Source organism: Fusobacterium ulcerans ATCC 49185, assembly GCF_900683735.1.
In the GTDB taxonomy this organism is placed as follows: domain Bacteria; phylum Fusobacteriota; class Fusobacteriia; order Fusobacteriales; family Fusobacteriaceae; genus Fusobacterium_A; species Fusobacterium_A ulcerans_A.
This window is the reverse complement of the sequence record NZ_LR215979.1, coordinates 419,714-438,362: the sequence shown is the minus strand read 5'-3', so window position 1 is coordinate 438,362 and position 18,649 is coordinate 419,714. Positions and strand designations below refer to the sequence as shown.

The window sequence follows — 18,649 nt, the reverse complement described above, 5'->3', positions numbered from 1 at the left end:
CTTAATTTCCAAATTTTGCCATATCATTTTCCATCTCATCTATTATATTTGAATGACCATATCCATCCATCTCCATTACCATATTCCATCTCCTTAATGACATTAAAGCCATTTTTTTCAATTCTTCATCAATTTTTCCCATTATTTTTATTTGACCAAAAGCTGTTGCTATAATCACTTGATCATTTATTATAAGAAGATGTGAATTTTCTATACCACTGACTTTCTTCCCAGAAATAAAATTTTTCAAATCCTCTTTAAGTAAATTTTCTGGAGGACAATATATCATTTCCCAATTTTTTTCAATTACCTTTTTAGGAAAATTTTTTATATCCTTATCTCCATTCTTTCTTATATGTTCGTAAAGATAAGATAAAGTATCTGATCCATTATCATTTCCAAAGGGAGATTCTTCCTCTCCACAATCATAATAATTTTCTCTATTAAAATATTTATCAAATAAAGGATGTGAAGTTTTTGGATGTAAACCTATTTCTTCTGAATCAAAATAAAGATGATTATTAAAGTCAAATTTTTCATCTTCTATATATCCTTTTTTTATTTTCTGAGCTATAAGTTTAAGAGCCTGTTTTTCACATTCTTCTACAGTTTCAAATTCTTTTACTTCATATTTTCCTACAGTTCCATTCTTTCCATAATTTACAGCAAAATCTTTTCCACTATAATTTATCCACCAAAACTTATCTGATTTTTCATCTTTAAATTTAAAAGCTTTTTTCATCACATCCCCCCAATAAATTTTTAATTTTATATTACCTTTAAATTTAAAAAAAGTCAACCAACCACTGGTTTAGATAACGCAGCTGGTAGTTGACTTTTATTTTTATTTCTATTATTTTTTTAAATTAGGCATTGTTTGAGCTAATATCTCATCCATTTTTTCTTTCATTTCTTTATTAGCCTCTAAGAATTTATCTATATCTCCAGTGATTTCTATTGTTTCAATAGTATCTCCTTGTGCTACTTTATTAACTACAGCTTGGTCAGCATCAGAAACTACTTCTCCAAAAATAGTATGTTTGTAGTTAAGCCATTCAGTTGGTACATGAGTTATAAAGAATTGAGATCCATTTGTTCCTGGTCCTGCATTAGCCATAGCTAATTTCCCTGGTGCATTAAATGTAAGCTCTTCAACAAATTCATCTCCAAATTGATATCCAGGTCCACCTGCTCCTGTTCCTGTTGGGTCTCCTCCTTGAATCATAAAGTCTGCTATTACTCTATGGAATATTAATCCATCATAATATCCTCTTTTTGCTAAATATGCAAAGTTTGTTACTGTCATTGGTGCTGCTGCTGGGAATAATTTTAAATTTATATCCCCTTTTGAAGTTTTTATTTTAGCATTTAATACTATATTTTCCACCTTTGTTCCCTCCTTAATTTTTAAATCAGCTGAACGACTTTTTCTTGAATGATAGAAAAAACCTCCTGCGATTATTAATAGCAATATTACTATTTTTACCATTTTCATTTTCTCCTCCATAATTCTATCATACTTTTCTAGAAATCATAATTATTTTTTCATAATTTTATTATAAGTTTCCAACATTTCTTCTTTTGATATAGTTCCATATATTTCATATGGCCACTCTGACTCTAATCTTTTATTCAATACATCAAGTTTTTCTTGAACTTTTATTATTTTTTCTTCTATTTTTCTGAATTCAGCTCTTACAGGTTGAAGTTTATAAATATATTCAATCTGCTCCTCTTCCTGTACTGCATTTTTCATTTTCATAGAGAGTTTTTCTTCCTCTTCCAATACTTTATCAGCTCTATCCAGAAGTTCATATTTAATTTTTTCAAGTTCTTTCTTTTCATATTGAAAAAATCTTTTTACTACTTCGGCTCCAGAATCTCCCTTTAATTTTTCTCTTAATTCTATCTGATTTTTTATGTATTCCTTACTGAACTTATTTTCTTTCATTATATCTTCAATATATTTTTTAATAACAGAAAGCTGTTCTTCATCAAACTTTTCAACAGCTTCTCCTGTCAAACCACCATAAAGTTTTTCATATTTTGGTATAACATCTTTTTCCAGTATTTCTATTCCTGAAATATCCCCTATCTCTTTCATTTCATCTATTTTTTTATTTATAGATTTAAAAACCTGTAAAATTACTTCTATAGAAAATTTTAAGATTTCATTATTTTTTACCATTTTTTCCATTACTTTCTCCATAATATTGATAATAATAGCATTTTATTCCACCATTATATAGTTTTCTATTCTTAGTAGCTTTTCCTCCAAAGCATTTTTCAAACTCTTCATATGAAGTAATTATATAGTAAGACCATTTAGGTATTCTCATTCTGCATACATCTCCAAGAAGTCCATAAAGCCTTTCTACTGCCTTTTCATCAAGAAGTCTATCTCCATATGGAGGATTTGTTATTAGACACCCTTGTCTTGATTCCATTTCTATATCTAGGAAATTTTTACATTCAAGAGTTATATCATCTTCCACTCCAGCCTTCTTTATATTTTCTTTAGCTATCTCTATAGTTTCAGGGTCTATATCTGAACCATAAATCTTAACTTCTTTTTCATAATCTTCATTTGAGAAAGCTTCATCCCTTGCTTCTATCCATTCATTTTCTGGAATTATTTTCCACCCTTCAGATGCAAAGTTTCTATTTGCTCCTGGAGCTATATTTCTTGCTATCATAGCTGCTTCTATAAGAATAGTTCCTGTTCCACACATAGGATCTAATAGAGGTCTTTCCCCTCCCTTCCATCTTGAAAGTCTTACAAGAGCTGCTGCCATAGTTTCTTTTATAGGAGCTTCATTTTTTATTGCTCTATATCCTCTTTTATGAAGTCCTTCTCCACTTGTATCCATCATAACTACAAAGATATCATTATGTGCCTGAATTTTTATTGCATATAAAGCTCCATCTTCATAAAAATAATCTTTTTTATAAGTTTCTTTCATTTTCTCAACCATAGCTTTTTTAGCTATTTTCTGTATATCAGATTTTGAAAAAAGTTTAGATTTTACAGAGCTTACCCAGCTTATAGGAAATTCTCCATTTTCTGGAATAAAATCAGCCCATTCTATCCTTTTCATATTTCTAAAAAGATCCTCAAATGTAACAGCTTTAAATTCTCCCATTTTTATAAATACTCTATCTGCACATCTTAAATGTATATTTGCTTTAACTATATCTTTTACAGTTCCTTCAAATTCTACTCTTCCATTGAATGCCCTCACATTTTCAAATCCAAGTTCTACACATTCATCTTTTACAACACTTTCAAGCCCCATTGTACTCGAAGCTATCAAAGTTATTTTTTCCATTTTTTCTCCTTTTTATTTTTATTATTTGTACTGCTGTTCTCAGTTTTTTTTAATTGTGTTTCATAGATAAGTTTTATTATACCAAAAGCTGGTACTCCAAAGAACATTCCTACTGGCCCCATAAGGCTTCCACCAATAAGTACTGCTACTATTACCCAGAATGTACTCATTCCTACTGTTTCACTTACAATTTTAGGTCCTACTATCCACCCATCCACTGTCTGACCTACCATCATTGCAATAAGCAGATATATTATTTTTGAAGGCTCTGCTAAAATTACTAAAAATATTGCTATAGCTCCTGCTACAATTGAGCCTACATATGGTATCATATTTCCCATTCCTATCATCAAAGAACTTAATAATGCATAAGGAACTCCTGTGAAAAAAAGTACTATAAAAGTTACTACTCCCACAAAAGCTGAAGCTATTATCCTTCCCCATACATAATTTAAAAGGACATTTCTTGACTGATTAAGAAAATCACTCAGATATAACCCTTTTTCCTTTCCAAAAACTATTGTAAGTATATTTTTTATAAATCTAATAAAATACTCTTTATCCAATAAAATAAATACAGCAAGAAAAAATCCTATAAAAAATTTACTCAATGCAACAGTCCACCATACAATATTTAAAAGAACTGATATTCCAAATTCCTGTAAATTTCCTATATTTCTTTTTAATAAGCTAATTATATTATCTTCTATCTGCTTCTCTCCAATTACAAGAAGTTCCTTTTCTTTAAGAAAATCCAAAACCCTTTTTATTAGATTTCCAAGCTGTTCCTGCATATGAGGAAGTTTATTGTATAGTTCCTTAAAACTTTTTCCAAGCTGTGGAAGTATCAACCCTACAAATCCTGCAACTCCTATTACTACAAGTACAATGACTATTGATACAGCTATCCATCTTTTAAGTTTAAATCTCTCTTCTATTTTACTCACTAAAGGTTCCAAAAATATGGAAATAAATACCGCATATATCATTGGTATAAGATAGCCGATATATGTACTGTATATATCTTTAAAAGCATCATATTTTTGAAAAAAGCTCTGTACCAGTATAAGTATTATCCCTGCTCCTAAGAATTTTAAAAAAGTCCATTTTTTTTCCACTATTCTCGCCTACCTTATTACGAAGTCTAAATCTTCCCCAGTGTCTTTAGAATCCCCTACTATCTTTATTAAAAGTCTATCTGGAACTCCAATTATAACCTCTCCTGGATCTTTTATCCATCCTTGTTTTACATTTAACTTCAAAGGTGAATTGGAAGTTGTCACTCTTACCATATTATCTTTGAACTTGACATTTACTCCTCCCAGATTTGTGTCAACAAAGACATCTCTCTCTTCCTCTTGTAGTGGATATACATATTGTAATTGCCCATCTACATATATTTCTACCTTAGAAGCTTTTTCTTGAGACAATTTTGTGATATTCATTCCTAAAGTAACAAAGAAAAACAGAAGAAAAGAATATATGACTAAATCTCCTATTTTAAAGTATTTCGCCTTTCTTTTCATACCTCTCCCTATCTTTTATTGGAAATCCCAATTTGTTCTCCCATATATACCTTCGTTTCAATTCCATTTTTAGTATTTTCAAGCAAATCTTTATCAATCTGTATTTTCCCCTTTTCAAAAACCAGTATACAAGTAGACCCTCCAAAGAAGAAATAGCCCTTTTCTTCTCCTTTTTTTATATTTGAATCTGGAATATACGTCTGTTTGATTCCTCCTACCATAGTAGCTCCAACTTCAAACATAGCTATATCTCCAAATTTTTCTGTTTCAAGTATAGAATACTCTCTTTTATTTTCACAGAATATTCTAAAATTCTTTTTTATAGCAAGAGTTGAAACTGAATAATAGTATCCATCTATTAATTGACTTTTACTTATTTTTCCATCAGAAGGGAAATGGAACCTGTGATAATCTACTGGAGCTAATCTTACTATAAGAAAAACTCCTCCTTCATATTTCTGAGCTAATTCTTTACTTCCAAAAAATTCTTCCAAAGTAAATTTATCCCCTTTTACAAAAAGCTTATCTTTATCACTTAGATTATCAAATACCATTATTTTTCCATCTGCTGGCGAAACAAGTACATTTTCATCTTTATTTATAGGTCTTCTTCCATCTTTTAACTCTCTGTAGAAAAAATCATTAAATGAAGTGAATTCCTCTACAGACTTTTTTGCTTCCTCTATGTTTATTTCAGCTTCTTCTATAAAAGATGGTATTTTCTTACAAGATTCTCTGCTGTCCATTTTTTTTCCATAATATTCTGTAAGAAACTTTTTTCTTACTATCATATTTAAAGGAAGTTCTCCAAGAGGGTTATAATATAAAAATTTCAAATACTTTTCTCCTGGCACTTTTTCCACAAGAACCTCTCCTGTTTTTCTCTCTATATATCTTATTTTACTAAATTCCATAGTATCACCCTTTTTTTATTTTGAAATTACTGGTAATTTCATGCAAAATTATTATATAATAACTATATCAATTAATTTCCAAGGGAGGAACTATAATAATGGAAAGAATCGCTCTTATAGCTCATGACAACATGAAAGATGAAATAGTTACTTTTGTAAAAGAAAATCTTGATTTCTTTAAAGATTTTGAATTAGTAGCTACTGGAACAACGGGGAAAAGAATAGCAGAAGCAACTGGACTAAATATCCATAGATACCAATCTGGACCAATAGGTGGAGATCAACAGATTGGAGCCGATATTGCTCTCAACAAAATCAAAGCTGTATTCTTTTTAAGAGATCCTCTTACTGCCCAGCCTCATGAACCTGATATTTCTGCTCTTATCAGACTGGCTGATGTACATAAAATCCCAATTGCTACTAATCTTTCTACTGCTCGTTTATTAGTGACAGCTTTAAAAAAATAGATTTTATATGATGACTCTCTTATTTTTTACGAGAGTCATCTTTTAATATTTCAGATTGTATAGTTTTTATCATATCATATTTTAATTTTATTAAATTTTCAGAAAGGTCCACTTTATATTTATGAGGATTTTCCAATCTCTTTCTTTCTGCTGATATTTTCTCTAAACTTTCCAGATAATATTTTTGAGAACCTAATACATCAAATAATTTTTCATATTCATCTGCAACAACTTCTCCATCTTTTACATATGTTCTAGTAAGTTTTTTCACACTATATGCGCCCTCTTTTAAATCACTAAATTTAAAATCATACTTCTCATCTCTGATAGTAATATCTTTCCCATTTATTAATTTTTCTTTATCACTGTCATTCTTTACAAGAGTTACTAAATCAGCATAAGCTAATCCATCTTTGTCATATATTCTATATACTTCCTTAAATCCAGGATTAGATATTTTTATAATGTCCTCTGATAATTTTATTACTGGTTCATTGTCTATTTCAACTATTTTATATACTCCTCCGAAGCAAGGATTAGATTTACTTACAGCAATTTCATCTCCTACTCCATAAGTATCTGCACATACTCCCTGCTCTCTCAATGATCTGATAAGTTCTTCATTCAATGAATTAGTAAGGAATATTTTTGCCTTTGTAAGTCCTGCTTCATCCAGCATAGCTCTGCATTTTTTAGAAAGATAAGCAAGATCCCCTGAATCTATTCTTATTCCATATACTCCAGGATAATTATCATCTATTCCACAAGCTTTGAACGAATCAATTGCATTTCTTATTCCTATTCCAATAGTATTATATGTATCTATAAGAAGAATAAGAGCATTTGATTTTCTATTTCTTCTATGTTTTATAAATGTATCAAAAGCTATTCTTTCAGCATGGCTTCCCACTCCAAAAGTCTGAATATAGGAGTGAGCCATAGTTCCTATACTTGGCACTCCATATTTATACTCTGTCACAAGATTGGAATGACTTACACATCCACCAATGATTGCTGCTTTATTTCCAGCAACTGCACTGTCAAATCCATGAGCTCTTCTGCTTCCAAAAGATGAAACCTGTACAGGATATGCTGCTCTTGTAACTCTTGAAGCTTTTGTAGCTATTGCCATCTGCATATTCATTATATTTAATATAGGTGTTTCTAATATTTTTGCTTCTATTAATGGAGCTTTCACAGTAATAACAGGTTCATTTGGATATGCTATTTCTCCATCTCTCATAGCATAGATATCTCCAGTAAATTTTATTTTTGAAAGATATTCAACTAACTGTTCTTCATGGATAAGTTTTGAAAAATACATTCTTTTTTCTTCTTCACTTGTACTGTTCAAAATTTCTATAAGATTAATCACTTCCTGTACTCCAGAAACTACAGCAAATCCTCCATCCTCTGTTTTTCTGAAAAATACATCAAAAACAGCTTCTTTTCCCTCCATATGTTCCATCAAGAAAATATCACTTTCTGTATACTGGTATCTATCTGAATTTATTACTCTTGCAAACTCTGTTAAAACTATTTCTTTTCCCATACTCTAACTCCTTTTGACACAAAAATATAGTCTATAAAATAATATGTTTTATCCTAACAATTATATCATTTATTTATCGTTTTTCCAAATTCTTATTTGATTCAAATCATTTAATCTATCAATTTTTACTTCTTGCAAAAGTCAGAAATTTATAATAGAATTAACTAGAATATAAATTATTTAGAGGTGAAAATATGAGAGCAGTTATTCAAAGAGTAAAACATTCAAGTGTCACTGTAGATGGAAAAATTTTGGGAGAGATAGGAAATGGTCTTCTTGTACTTCTTGGTGTGACACATACAGATACAGAAAAAGAAGTGAACTGGATGGCTTCTAAAGTAAAAGATCTTAGAATATTTGAAGATGCAGAAGGGAAGATGAATTTAGGACTGGAAGATATAAAAGGAGAACTCCTAGTTATATCTCAATTTACTCTCTATGGTAATTGCATCAAAGGACGTCGTCCAGGATTCACAGAAGCTGCCAGACCAGACCTTGCTGAGCCATTATATGAAAAATTTTTAGAAAAATGCAGAAGTTTTGGAATAAAAACTGAATGTGGAGAATTTGGTGCAGATATGAAAGTGGAACTTCTTAATGATGGTCCTGTTACGATGATAATTGATACAAAAGATATTGCAAATTTAAAATAAAAAGGCAAAAAAATTTTCTTCTTTTTATTTATAAAATTCTTTCTGTTGATTTAATAGCTGTCAAATGTTATCATATATATAGATATCATTCAGCAGCTATTTTTTTATGCTCTGAAAGATATTTTTTATTTTTGATTATATACAAACTTAAAACAATGAGATATTAAAATACCTCAAAAGTAAAAAGTAACTATAGGGGGTGTTATTGTGCTTTATACATCACAAATTAAAAATCTTGATTTATTTAAAATCAAAGATGATACAACAGACAAGGTATTTTTGGGATGTGACCAAGAGTGGTACCTGGAAGAAATACAACGTCGTGCAGGGTGCGGCCCTACTACAGCAGCAATGCTTACACACTATTACAGATATATCAAAGAAAGTCCAGAAAAGCTTCCATGTATAAAAAGTTCTATGCTCTCTCTAATGAACGAGTTATGGAAATTTGTTACCCCTGGAAATAAAGGAATACCAACTACTGAAATATTCTGTGAAAAATTTAAAACTTATTTAAAAGAAAAAAATATGACAGTTAATTTACATACTCTTGATGTTCCTGAGCCTAATGAGGATAAACCTTCTTTTGAAGTTCTTTTATCATTTCTTCTGAAAGCCCTTTCAAATGACAGACCTATAGCATTTTTAAATCTATGCAGTGGAGAAGAAACAACTCTTGATAGATGGCATTGGGTAATTCTTACATCCATTGACTATGATACAGAAAATAAGGTTATACAGGGAATTATATATGATGAAAGTATTGAGAAAAAGGTAGACCTTGCTTTATGGCTTAAATCTACTACTCTTGGTGGTGGATTTGTATATATGGATTATTAACTGAAAGTAAAAGAGATTGACTCATCATCAATCTCTTTTACTTTAAATATAATACTCATAATAGTCTGCTTGAAAATCTATTTTAAATCCTAATTTTTTATATAAATTATAAGCAGGCATATTATCTGAATCCACATCAAGAACAGCCTTTTCTCCTTTTTCAAAAGCTTTCTCCAAAGCAAAATTTAAAAATTCTTCTCCATATCCTTTTCTTTGAAAACACTCTCTTATTCCCAGACCATATAGAAAAACTCCATCTTCAGTATAATTCATATTAAAAACACCTATTTTTTCACTATTAAGATATCCTATATAAGCATCTCTATCAGTTGATTTTATCGCATTTTCCACAAAATTATTACTTGTTCCTTCAGACATTTTAAATATCTCTTCTGTTATTTGAGAATATATCTTTTTATTATCTTCAGAAGCCAGTTTAAATTTTAATCCTTTTCTATTCTTATTTTTTTGAAATTTTTCTTTTAAATAACTCATTGTATATTCTGATCTTATCAATTTTGTTTCCCCAATTTTCTTTAAAACTTCTTTAGAAGTATAGCTTTCAGGCTCTGCTACAAATAATATCTTGGGTACTCCATTTTTTCTTAAAGCTTCTACTGCCTCTTTAAGAAGCCTTTTAAAATTACCTTTTTTCCTATAAGCAGGATGTGTAAAAGTTGATATTTCTCCCTCTTCTCTGGTTGGAACAAAAATAGTTAGAAAAGCTACCAATTTTTCTTCTTCATATCCAAGAAAAAAACAAGGAATATCTTTATTAAAATTTATTTCATTGGATAAAAAAACTTCTCCTTTCAGATTTTCAAAATCATTACAAGTTTTTTGAAGGTTATTAATATTGTCTTTTTGTTTTTCTGTAAGCACATTTGTAATTTCAATTTTCACAATTATCCTCCTTATTAAAATCTAAAGATTATATATTCTAAGTTATTATATTACATTTATTTCAGATATCATAGGATATACTAAAATTTAAATAAATTTTCTATTTTAATTTTGATAAAAATATTTTTTTATGCTATATTATAATAATAACTTATTTTTAATTGAGGAGGGGAACCAATGAAAGATTTAGAAAAACTTTTTATTGATGACAAAGAAATTTATGATGCTATAGAAGCTGAGAAAAAAAGACAAAATGAAGGAATAGAACTTATCGCTTCGGAAAACTTTGTATCAGAATCGATATTAGAAGCAGCTGGAAGCGTAATGACTAATAAATATGCTGAAGGTTACCCTGACAAAAGATACTATGGTGGATGTGAGTGTGTAGATATAGCTGAAAAATTAGCAATTGAAAGAGCTAAAAAACTTTTTGATGTAAAATTTGTTAATGTACAGCCACATTCTGGATCACAAGCTAATATGGGAGTGTATAAGGCTCTTTTAAATATAGGTGATACTATTTTAGGAATGAAATTGGATCATGGTGGGCATTTGACTCATGGTAAAAATGTAAATTTCTCTGGAAAAGATTATAATGTTTATTCTTACAGTGTAAGAATGGATGATGAGCATATAGATTATGATGAAGTTGAAAAACTAGCAATGGAAGTTAAGCCAAAACTTATAGTTGCTGGGGCAAGTGCATATTCTAGAACAATAGATTTCAAAAAATTCAGAGAAATAGCTGATAAAGCTGGAGCTATACTCATGGTAGACATGGCTCATATAGCTGGACTGGTCGCTGCTGGAGAACATCCAAGCCCTGTTCCATATGCTCATGTAGTCACTACAACTACTCATAAAACATTAAGAGGACCTCGTGGTGGAGTAATAATGACTAATGATGAAGAGATAGCTAAAAAAATAGACAAAGCTATTTTCCCAGGAATACAAGGTGGACCTTTAATGCATATAATTGCTGCAAAAGCTGTTGCATTTAAACAGGCTCTTGAACCTGAATTTAAAGAATATCAAAAACAAGTTGTAAAAAATGCAAAAGTATTGGCTGAAGCTTTAGGTGCTGGAGGACTAAGAGTTGTCAGTGGTGGAACTGATAACCATATGGTGCTTATAGATGTAAAAGCAAATAAAAAGCTTACTGGAGCTCAAGTAGAAAAGGCTCTTGGTAAAGCTGGAATTACAGTTAATAAAAATGGAATTCCTTATGATACTGAAAAACCAATGATTACAAGCGGAATCAGAATAGGATCTCCTGCTATGACTTCTAGAGGTATGAAAGAGGCTGAAATGAAAGAAATTGCCAATTTTATTCTTCAAGTAGTAGATAATATTGATAATGATGAAAAATTAGCTGAAATTAAAGAAGAAGTTAAAAAACTTTGCTTAAAATTTCCATTATATGACTAATAAAAAAAGGTGGCTTCCATAGTCACCTTTTTTATACTTTTAATTTTTTAATTTAGCTCTTAGCAAACTTAACCCTAGAAAAATATATATACATCCAGATATTTTAGTCATCATTTTAGAAGCTCCAGGCTTTTTAGCTATTAACCCTGCTGCTGAAGAAGCAAAAGAAGCAAGAACTATTCCATATAAACTGCTTGTGATAAAAAAACTTAATCCTAATAAGAGAAATGGAATTACTCCATAATTATTATTCACATCTATAAATTGAGGTAGAAAAGCAAGAAAAAATAAGGCTACTTTAGGATTTAATACATTTGTTATTACCCCTTGAAAATAAACTTCTTTAAGTTTTTTCTTCTCTTCTTTTTTATCATTCATAAACAAAGTCTTTTTATCTAAGATAGTTTTAATTCCCATATATACAAGATATGCTGCTCCCATATATTTTACAGTATTAAATGCTGCAGCTGACTTTGCAAGTATAATAGATAATCCAAAAGCAGCTAATAAAGTATGTACCAGCACCCCTGTGGAAATTCCTAAAACTGATACTACTCCAGTTTTTTTATCTTTAGACATAGATTTTCCCAAGATATACATAGTATCTGATCCTGGTGTAATGTGCAATATTAAACATGATGTTAAAAACATTGTATAATTTACTATTCCAAACATTATTTCTTCCCCTTTGAATATATTTTAATTTTTTTCTTCTGCATTTTTTACATATTCAAATAATCTTTCTTCCAGCCAGTAAGTTTTCGAGCATAGTCTTGCAAACCCTACATGTCCTCCATATTTAGGAGTTTCTAATTCTACATAATCATTTTCTGCTGCTTCTTTAAATGGATAGCATTTTTTAGACATTATAGGATCGTCTAAAGGCATTAATATAAAAGTTTTTTTCTTTATATCAGGAATAAAATTTATACTGCTTGTTTTTTCATAATAATCAATTGCATCTAAATATCCGTTTAAAGGAGCAGTAAATAAATTATCAAAATCTTCAATATCTTCCACTTTAGATATAAGGTTCATATTTATTTTAGTTGGGTATAAAAAAGCCTTTTGAGCAGCTTTTTCTTTCAATTTATTAACAAAATATTTTCTGTAAATTATATTTCCCAACTTTCTAAAGGCAATAGAATTGGAAACAAGGTCGCAAGGAGGAGATACCGCCATTCCACATAAAAGATTAACTGGATAAACTTCTCTTTCTCCCATATACTTCAGTACAAGATTTGCTCCTAAACTGAATCCTGCTATTACCAATTCCTTATATTCTTTTGTTTTTTCAAGCACAGTTTCTAAATCATATGTCTGTCCCATATGATAAAAAGTAACCTTTTTATTTAATTCTCCACTACATCCTCTGTAATTCATAGCAAGTATATCCCAGCCTCTCTCTGAAAAATATTTAGCTGTTCCCTGTATATATTTGCTTCTAGAACTTCCTTCTAATCCATGACATAATACAATTACTTTATTATTTCCATTTTTTATCCAGTCAATATCTAAAAAATCTTCATCAGGTGTTGCTATTCTTTCTCTAGTGTAATTAACGCTTATTCTTCTGAAAAGAGTTGGAAAACAAGTATTTATGTGAGCATTTCTAAAAAATAATGATGGTTTATAGTCCAATGTTTTTTCCCCCCTGTTTCATATAAAAATAGTTCCAAAATTTGCATTGGAAATTTTTAATTGAATTATTTTTAATTTTTATCCTCCTTTTTTTATTCTCCCCCGAAAATAAAATTCCTTCATTATATACTTTTTTTATACAATTTATTATAAGAATTTCCTTTTTTAGAATACTAAAAAATTATTGTCTGAAATTATAATCTCTGCTTTTTAATACAAAAGTCTCAGATTTTAATATACAAATCTCTAAAAATTTTATAACACATACAATTATAAGTCAATGCTTTTTTATCTTATTTGGAAAGTTCTCAATTAAATATTGACTTTTTTTAAACTTCACGGTATTGTAACTACATAGAAATCTTTTTACACTTTATGTCAATGTTAAATGAGAGGATAATATGAGAAAAAGAAAATTATTTTTAATTTTTTTCCCACTTTTTTTAGGGATAGGAATTTATCTGCTCTATAGAAGCAGAAATCTCTTTTATTTCAAATTAATACATTCCACTTTTTTGAGTAAACCTGTTTTACATATAAGAGATTTTGCAAAATTATATAGAAAAATGTTTTCCACTTGGGTAGTTTATTCCCTCCCAGATGGTTTATGGCTTTTTTCTTTTGGAGCAGCATTATTAGTTGATAGAACATTTTATTTTTATGATTTTGTTGTATTTACCAGCATCTATATAGGAATGATAATTTTAGAATTTCTCCAGTTGTATTTTGGAGGACATGGAAGTATTATTGGAACTTTTGATACTATGGATATATTCTGCTTTACCCTTGGATATATCTCCATTGTACTGATTTCCAAATATTATCATAAAAAAAATCTTCCAGATAAATCTATGTTTACAATTGAAAATAAGAAAAAAGAAGTTCTTTATAATGTAAGAACTATAATAATATTTACCATTTTAGGTATTTTGCCAAGTCTTCTTTAAAATTGAAAAAAGGTTGATTTATAAAAGAAATATAATTTTAGAATTTTTCTAAAATTTATCTTTTCTATCAACCTCTTTTTTTATTCACTTCTTAAAGCATCTACTGGGTTAAGCTGTGCCGCTTTTTTAGCTGGTGTTACCCCAAATATTATTCCTATTCCTGTTGAAACTATTAAAGAAGAAACAATAGAAACTGTTGAGAAAATTGGTGGTATTTTTACTACAAAACCAATTCCAATCCCTAAAAGAACTCCTATAATTATTCCAAGTATTCCTCCAAGTCCTGTTAAAATGATAGATTCCATCAAAAACTGTATCATTATATCTGCATTAGTTGCCCCTATTGCTTTTCTGATACCTATTTCTTTTGTTCTTTCTATTACACTTACCAGCATTATATTCATTACTCCAATACCTCCTACAAAAAGAGATATTCCAGCAACAAAGGTAACAAATATATTTAAAGTAGATAATATATTATCAAAAGAAGCTGCTGCATTAGACTCAGCATTTACTTCATATAATTCTTCTATTCCTGTTATATCTGCCATAAGTTTTTTAGCATCAGTCATACTCTCAGCTAATTTTTCTGGATCTTTTGATTCTACTATCAATGAAGTATAACCTCCTGACTGCAAATCAAAAAGTTTATCATAAGTGTTGAGAGGCATTCTTAAAAATCTTGGTATTCTACGCCCTCCCATTATTTTTATCATCTGTTCCAGAGGATTTTTATACACTCCAACTATCTTATATGTTATATCATTTCCTCTTCTCCCTTGTGAAAGCTCCACAGTTTGTCCCACTGCATTCTTTTCATTGGTAAAAAGTGCTCTAGCTGTAAGTTGATCTATTGTTATAACTTTTTCTCCACTTTCATATTCAAAAGGAAGAATATTTCTTCCATAGACAATATCAATTTTATCAATTTCTTCAAAATCTGGAGTAGTTACACTGAGAAACATCATTTCTTTTCTTTCGCCAATTTTTACTGCAAAGTTGCTGCTGATTTTAGGACTGACAGCTTTAAATTTTCCACTCTCTTTTATTTTATCTATAATACTGTCATCTAGAAGATATTTCCATCTGAATTCTTCATCCTGTTTATCTACAGATATTGAAAATTTCCCATAACCTCCTTCTTTGAGGTTACCTGTTATATTTTCCTGACCACCTTTTCCTATTGCTGACATAGTTATAACAGAAGAAATTCCTATTATTATTCCCAGCATAGTAAGAAATGATCTCATTTTATTTCCTTTAAGACTCTGAATGGCACTCTTCAAACTTTCTATAAAATTCATTCTGGCTCACCATCTCTTATTATTCTTCCATCTTTAAATAAAAGAACTCTTTTTACATATTTTGCAACTTCTGGTTCATGAGTTACTACTATTATAGTTTTTCCCTGCTTATTAAAATCTGTAAATATCTCCATTATCTCTCTTTCAGATACACTGTCCAGATTTCCTGTAGGCTCATCTGCAAGTATTATAGCTGGATCATTTACCAATGCTCTCGCTATTGCCACCCTTTGCTTTTGTCCACCAGAAAGTTCATTAGGTCTGTGGTGCATTCTATCTTCAAGCCCTACTTTTCTTAAAACTTCTTTTGCTTTTTCTTCTCTTTCTTTTTTTCCCACTCCAGCATATATCAGTGGAAGCTCTACATTTTCAAGAGCAGTTAACTTTGATAATAGATTAAACGATTGAAATACAAAACCTATTTTTATATTTCTTATTTTGCACAATTCTTCATCTTTAATTTTTGATACATCTATACCATCTAAAATATATGTTCCTTCTGAATTTTTATCCAAACAGCCCAATATATTCATCATTGTAGATTTTCCACTTCCACTGCTTCCCATTATAGCTACAAATTCTCCCTCTTCTATGTGAAAGGACAAATCTTTTAATGCATGGAGTTTCATATCACCATTGATATAGTATTTATTAAGATGTTCTACTCTTATCATGCCCTTCCAGCTCCTTTTCTTTCAGAATTTTTAAACTGAAGAAATACTTTGCTCCCCTCCTTTAAACTTTCATCAGGAGTTACCAGTATATTCTCTCCAGCTTTTAAGCCATTTTTTACAACTATGTCATCACCTTTTATATTTTCTACTTCTATTCCTCTTTTTGAAAGCACTCCATCATCAGAACTTACAAATACAAAATACTTTCCACTCTCTTCAAGAATAGCTGTCTTAGGTATAAGTATTCCACTATCTCTTTGTTCCAGATATATTATTGCTGACACTTTAAATCCTGGTACTATATATGGAATAGCTTCATCAGGTTTTACTTCTACTTCCAGAACATTTTCTGATGTAGTTTCAGAAACTTTTGATATTCTTGATATTTTTGTTACTACCCCTGGATATGATTTTTTCTTTTCAAATACTTCAGGTTTTATCATCAATTTCTGTCCAAGTTCTATATCTTTTACATCATATTCAGGAACTTCCAAAACTATTTTAATATCTGACAAATCTGCAATTTCCATAAGAGGAGAGTCTGTATCTACTAGATAATTTTCCTGAGCAGTCAGAGATGTTATCGTTCCACTTACAGGACTTTCTATTTTTTCTGCTGTTTTAGAAAGGTCTTCCATATATTCTTCTATATTTATTTCTATTTTTCTTATTTCTTCATTTAATTCCTTTACAGCATTGTCAGAACTTCCACCTATTTTATTAAGTTCTCTCTCTACTTTAATGTCTCTTTTTAATTTAGCCAATGCCAGTCTTTCTCTTTCTAGTTTTCTCATTGTATTATTTCTTTCAGTTTCATCAAAAGTCATTAGAATCTGTCCTTTTTCTACATAGTCTCCTTCCTGAATAAAGACTTCATCAACTTTTAATTTTTTATCCACAAAGACTTTTTTTGTATCATTTGCAGCAACATTTCCATCTGCTTCTATGTATCCTCTTCCACCATTATCTTTAACTCTTAAAGCTGCATATGTAGATATATCTTTTTTAGTATCAACAGTTGTTCTATATCTTATAAATTCTACTCCAGCTACTATCAATATTAAAATTATCAAAAGTATTATTTTTATATCAAGCTTTTTTTTCATTATTCACCCCTAACCATGATTTCATATATATATCCATTCAAAGTATTAATAGCTTTTTCTTTTGCAACTTCATAATCAAGATAGTCATCAAAAGATTCCATTACATCTATATAATTGACTTTTCCTAAATTGTATTCAAGTTTTCTTATATTATACTTTGATAGTTCCAGTTCAGCCTTATTCTTATTTACTTCATATTCTTTTAAGTAATTATAGTAATTATTCATAGCCTGTAATTTTTCAGCTTCATTTTCATCTATTTTCTGTTTCAGTGTCACATCCTGCTCTAATAAGCTATTTTTTTCCTCTTCTAAATCAAGATTAAAATCAAATAATTTTTTTGAAAATTTTGCAACTACTCTATTTTCATCAAATTTTGTACTATGCTCTACTCCTAATGATATTTCTGGCATTCTGTCATCATATTTTAAATATTTCAAATTTTCATTTGTAAGATCTTTTTGATATTTAAGTTTATCTAAATCCTTTGCTCCATATTTTCTCAGTAATTCACTTATATTCTTTTCCATTGGAGCTATTTCTGCCAAAGAACTGTTCCTTATATCAAACTTATATTCATAATAAAATCTTCCTTGAAGTTTTATCAGATTATCTTCTAAATTTTTTATCTCTATCTCAAGATTCCTTATGCTGTATTGAAGAGTATCCAGCTCTATCTTAGCTATTGCTCCTAGATTAAAAGATTTATTCATAGTTTCTTCCTCTTTTTTAAGAGTAGATAATCCATTTTTCTTTATTTTAAGTTCCAGCTCATTTATTTTATAATCTCTATATAAATTAATAAGATCTATTTTTTGAGTTTCCATATTTTTTTCATGTGTTACTCTATCTATTTCTCTACTTATTCCTAATTTGTTAAGTTCACTGTCACTTTTAGAGAAAATAAGATCTTTTAAATTTTTTTCAATACCAAAAGAAGCATAGTCGTCATCTGAATTATAAGGTTTTGTCCCTTCTACATAAAAAGGTCCATAACTTACTTTTCCAGTAGTTTGAAAACTATCCTCTTGATTACTGTATTCAGAAGTTACTGAAGTTTCTACTCCATTAAAAGTATCCAATTTATAATATTTTTCTTTAGAATCATTTGTACTTTTCCTTATTTCATATATTTTATTCTGATAAGAAGTTCTTGATATTTCATCTAAAAGCATATCTAAATTTATTTCTTTTCCATAAGAAATAATTCCAAGAAAACAATATATTACTAAAAAAAATCTCTTCATCCCTTTCTCCTTCTGCACCTTATGTTTTGTATTTAAGTATCTCATTTTTTTTTGTCCTAAATATGTCAAAATAAATCTTACCTATCTATTATATCAAATTTTTAAATTTTTTCACTCT

At 29.4% G+C, this 18,649-nt stretch carries 20 protein-coding genes; 5 read left to right on the top strand and 15 right to left on the bottom strand.

Annotated elements, in window-relative coordinates; all coding sequences use genetic code 11:
• Nucleotide 1 precedes the first annotated feature (1 nt).
• The 7 genes from E0E45_RS01980 to E0E45_RS01950 all read right to left on the bottom strand — a co-directional run bounded on the left by E0E45_RS01980 (nt 2) and on the right by E0E45_RS01950 (nt 5,769).
• A complete protein-coding gene (locus E0E45_RS01980; protein WP_130889606.1) occupies nt 2–742 on the bottom strand; it encodes a WGR domain-containing protein in 741 nt (246 codons plus the stop codon).
• Nucleotides 743–853: 111 nt separating this feature from the next.
• A complete protein-coding gene (locus tag E0E45_RS01975; protein WP_130889605.1) occupies nt 854–1,495 on the bottom strand; it encodes a peptidylprolyl isomerase in 642 nt (213 codons plus the stop codon).
• 42 nt (nt 1,496–1,537) lie between these two features.
• Entirely contained in the window at nt 1,538–2,197 is a 660-nt protein-coding gene (locus E0E45_RS01970) for a hypothetical protein (protein WP_130889604.1), read from the bottom strand.
• Nucleotides 2,175–3,320: a THUMP domain-containing class I SAM-dependent RNA methyltransferase gene (locus E0E45_RS01965; RefSeq protein WP_172604218.1), complete on the bottom strand. Its 1,146-nt coding sequence runs from the start codon at nt 3,318–3,320 to the stop codon at nt 2,175–2,177. The genes E0E45_RS01970 and E0E45_RS01965 overlap by 23 nt, the downstream gene beginning before the upstream one ends.
• On the bottom strand, nt 3,317–4,447 hold the full coding sequence (locus E0E45_RS01960) for an AI-2E family transporter (protein ID WP_130889602.1): 1,131 nt from the start codon (nt 4,445–4,447) through the stop codon (nt 3,317–3,319). The genes E0E45_RS01965 and E0E45_RS01960 overlap by 4 nt, the downstream gene beginning before the upstream one ends.
• 9 nt (nt 4,448–4,456) lie before the next feature.
• On the bottom strand, nt 4,457–4,855 hold the full coding sequence (locus E0E45_RS01955; protein WP_130889601.1) for a NusG domain II-containing protein: 399 nt from the start codon (nt 4,853–4,855) through the stop codon (nt 4,457–4,459).
• An 8-nt stretch (nt 4,856–4,863) separates the two neighbouring features.
• The gene (locus E0E45_RS01950) at nt 4,864–5,769 is read right to left on the bottom strand and encodes a phosphatidylserine decarboxylase (protein WP_130889600.1); all 906 of its coding nucleotides are present in this window, start codon (nt 5,767–5,769) and stop codon (nt 4,864–4,866) included.
• A gap of 98 nt (nt 5,770–5,867) precedes the next feature.
• Between E0E45_RS01950 and mgsA the strand changes: the two genes are divergently transcribed.
• The gene (gene mgsA, locus E0E45_RS01945; RefSeq protein WP_096403689.1) at nt 5,868–6,236 is read left to right on the top strand and encodes a methylglyoxal synthase; all 369 of its coding nucleotides are present in this window, start codon (nt 5,868–5,870) and stop codon (nt 6,234–6,236) included.
• Between the two features lie 19 nt (nt 6,237–6,255).
• Here mgsA and E0E45_RS01940 read toward each other — a convergent pair whose 3' ends face one another.
• On the bottom strand, nt 6,256–7,788 hold the full coding sequence (locus E0E45_RS01940; RefSeq protein ID WP_130889599.1) for a nicotinate phosphoribosyltransferase: 1,533 nt from the start codon (nt 7,786–7,788) through the stop codon (nt 6,256–6,258).
• A gap of 194 nt (nt 7,789–7,982) precedes the next feature.
• On the opposite strand from E0E45_RS01940, the gene dtd reads away from it, so the two are divergent.
• Both dtd and E0E45_RS01930 read left to right on the top strand, forming a co-directional pair.
• Complete coding sequence (dtd, locus tag E0E45_RS01935) at nt 7,983–8,441, top strand: D-aminoacyl-tRNA deacylase (protein ID WP_130889598.1); 459 nt, start codon at nt 7,983–7,985, stop codon at nt 8,439–8,441.
• Between the two features lie 207 nt (nt 8,442–8,648).
• Entirely contained in the window at nt 8,649–9,281 is a 633-nt protein-coding gene (locus E0E45_RS01930; protein WP_130889597.1) for a hypothetical protein, read from the top strand.
• Nucleotides 9,282–9,323: 42 nt separating this feature from the next.
• Here the strand turns inward: E0E45_RS01930 and E0E45_RS01925 are convergent, their stop codons facing one another.
• Nucleotides 9,324–10,184 (bottom strand): GNAT family N-acetyltransferase, encoded by an 861-nt coding sequence (locus tag E0E45_RS01925; protein ID WP_130889596.1) that lies wholly within the window; start codon nt 10,182–10,184, stop codon nt 9,324–9,326.
• 177 nt (nt 10,185–10,361) lie between these two features.
• Here E0E45_RS01925 and glyA point away from each other — a divergent pair, with 177 nt between their 5' ends.
• Nucleotides 10,362–11,612, top strand: coding sequence for a serine hydroxymethyltransferase (gene glyA / locus E0E45_RS01920; RefSeq protein ID WP_130889595.1), 1,251 nt, complete (start codon nt 10,362–10,364; stop codon nt 11,610–11,612).
• Nucleotides 11,613–11,651: 39 nt separating this feature from the next.
• On the opposite strand, the gene E0E45_RS01915 is transcribed toward glyA, so the two are convergent.
• The gene (locus tag E0E45_RS01915) at nt 11,652–12,287 is read right to left on the bottom strand and encodes a LysE family translocator (RefSeq protein ID WP_130889594.1); all 636 of its coding nucleotides are present in this window, start codon (nt 12,285–12,287) and stop codon (nt 11,652–11,654) included.
• 24 nt (nt 12,288–12,311) lie between these two features.
• Entirely contained in the window at nt 12,312–13,253 is a 942-nt protein-coding gene (locus E0E45_RS01910; protein WP_130889593.1) for a YheT family hydrolase, read from the bottom strand.
• Between the two features lie 515 nt (nt 13,254–13,768).
• Between E0E45_RS01910 and E0E45_RS01905 the strand changes: the two genes are divergently transcribed.
• Complete coding sequence (locus tag E0E45_RS01905; protein WP_232044037.1) at nt 13,769–14,200, top strand: hypothetical protein; 432 nt, start codon at nt 13,769–13,771, stop codon at nt 14,198–14,200.
• A gap of 80 nt (nt 14,201–14,280) precedes the next feature.
• Here the strand turns inward: E0E45_RS01905 and E0E45_RS01900 are convergent, their stop codons facing one another.
• The 4 genes from E0E45_RS01900 to E0E45_RS01885 are packed head-to-tail and all read right to left on the bottom strand — an operon-like array spanning nt 14,281 to nt 18,531.
• Nucleotides 14,281–15,504 (bottom strand): ABC transporter permease, encoded by a 1,224-nt coding sequence (locus E0E45_RS01900; protein ID WP_130889591.1) that lies wholly within the window; start codon nt 15,502–15,504, stop codon nt 14,281–14,283.
• Complete coding sequence (locus tag E0E45_RS01895) at nt 15,501–16,178, bottom strand: ABC transporter ATP-binding protein (RefSeq protein ID WP_130889590.1); 678 nt, start codon at nt 16,176–16,178, stop codon at nt 15,501–15,503. Before E0E45_RS01895 ends, E0E45_RS01900 begins: the two co-directional genes overlap by 4 nt.
• On the bottom strand, nt 16,175–17,284 hold the full coding sequence (locus E0E45_RS01890; RefSeq protein WP_130889589.1) for an efflux RND transporter periplasmic adaptor subunit: 1,110 nt from the start codon (nt 17,282–17,284) through the stop codon (nt 16,175–16,177). Before E0E45_RS01890 ends, E0E45_RS01895 begins: the two co-directional genes overlap by 4 nt.
• On the bottom strand, nt 17,284–18,531 hold the full coding sequence (locus E0E45_RS01885) for a TolC family protein (RefSeq protein WP_130889588.1): 1,248 nt from the start codon (nt 18,529–18,531) through the stop codon (nt 17,284–17,286). Before E0E45_RS01885 ends, E0E45_RS01890 begins: the two co-directional genes overlap by 1 nt.
• Nucleotides 18,532–18,649: the final 118 nt, after the last annotated feature.

Excerpts from the sequence above, each read along its gene's own strand:
- glyA (WP_130889595.1), top strand. The coding sequence starts at position 10,362 with ATGAAAGATTTAGAAAAACTTTTTATTGATGACAAAGAAATTTATGAT.
- E0E45_RS01955 (WP_130889601.1), bottom strand. The coding sequence starts at position 4,855 with ATGAAAAGAAAGGCGAAATACTTTAAAATAGGAGATTTAGTCATATAT.
- dtd (WP_130889598.1), top strand. The coding sequence starts at position 7,983 with ATGAGAGCAGTTATTCAAAGAGTAAAACATTCAAGTGTCACTGTAGAT.
- E0E45_RS01890 (WP_130889589.1), bottom strand. The coding sequence starts at position 17,284 with ATGAAAAAAAAGCTTGATATAAAAATAATACTTTTGATAATTTTAATA.
- E0E45_RS01915 (WP_130889594.1), bottom strand. The coding sequence starts at position 12,287 with ATGTTTGGAATAGTAAATTATACAATGTTTTTAACATCATGTTTAATA.
- E0E45_RS01885 (WP_130889588.1), bottom strand. The coding sequence starts at position 18,531 with ATGAAGAGATTTTTTTTAGTAATATATTGTTTTCTTGGAATTATTTCT.
- E0E45_RS01975 (WP_130889605.1), bottom strand. The coding sequence starts at position 1,495 with ATGAAAATGGTAAAAATAGTAATATTGCTATTAATAATCGCAGGAGGT.
- E0E45_RS01970 (WP_130889604.1), bottom strand. The coding sequence starts at position 2,197 with ATGGAAAAAATGGTAAAAAATAATGAAATCTTAAAATTTTCTATAGAA.
- E0E45_RS01950 (WP_130889600.1), bottom strand. The coding sequence starts at position 5,769 with ATGGAATTTAGTAAAATAAGATATATAGAGAGAAAAACAGGAGAGGTT.
- E0E45_RS01895 (WP_130889590.1), bottom strand. The coding sequence starts at position 16,178 with ATGATAAGAGTAGAACATCTTAATAAATACTATATCAATGGTGATATG.
- mgsA (WP_096403689.1), top strand. The coding sequence starts at position 5,868 with ATGGAAAGAATCGCTCTTATAGCTCATGACAACATGAAAGATGAAATA.
- E0E45_RS01900 (WP_130889591.1), bottom strand. The coding sequence starts at position 15,504 with ATGAATTTTATAGAAAGTTTGAAGAGTGCCATTCAGAGTCTTAAAGGA.
- E0E45_RS01980 (WP_130889606.1), bottom strand. The coding sequence starts at position 742 with ATGAAAAAAGCTTTTAAATTTAAAGATGAAAAATCAGATAAGTTTTGG.
- E0E45_RS01940 (WP_130889599.1), bottom strand. The coding sequence starts at position 7,788 with ATGGGAAAAGAAATAGTTTTAACAGAGTTTGCAAGAGTAATAAATTCA.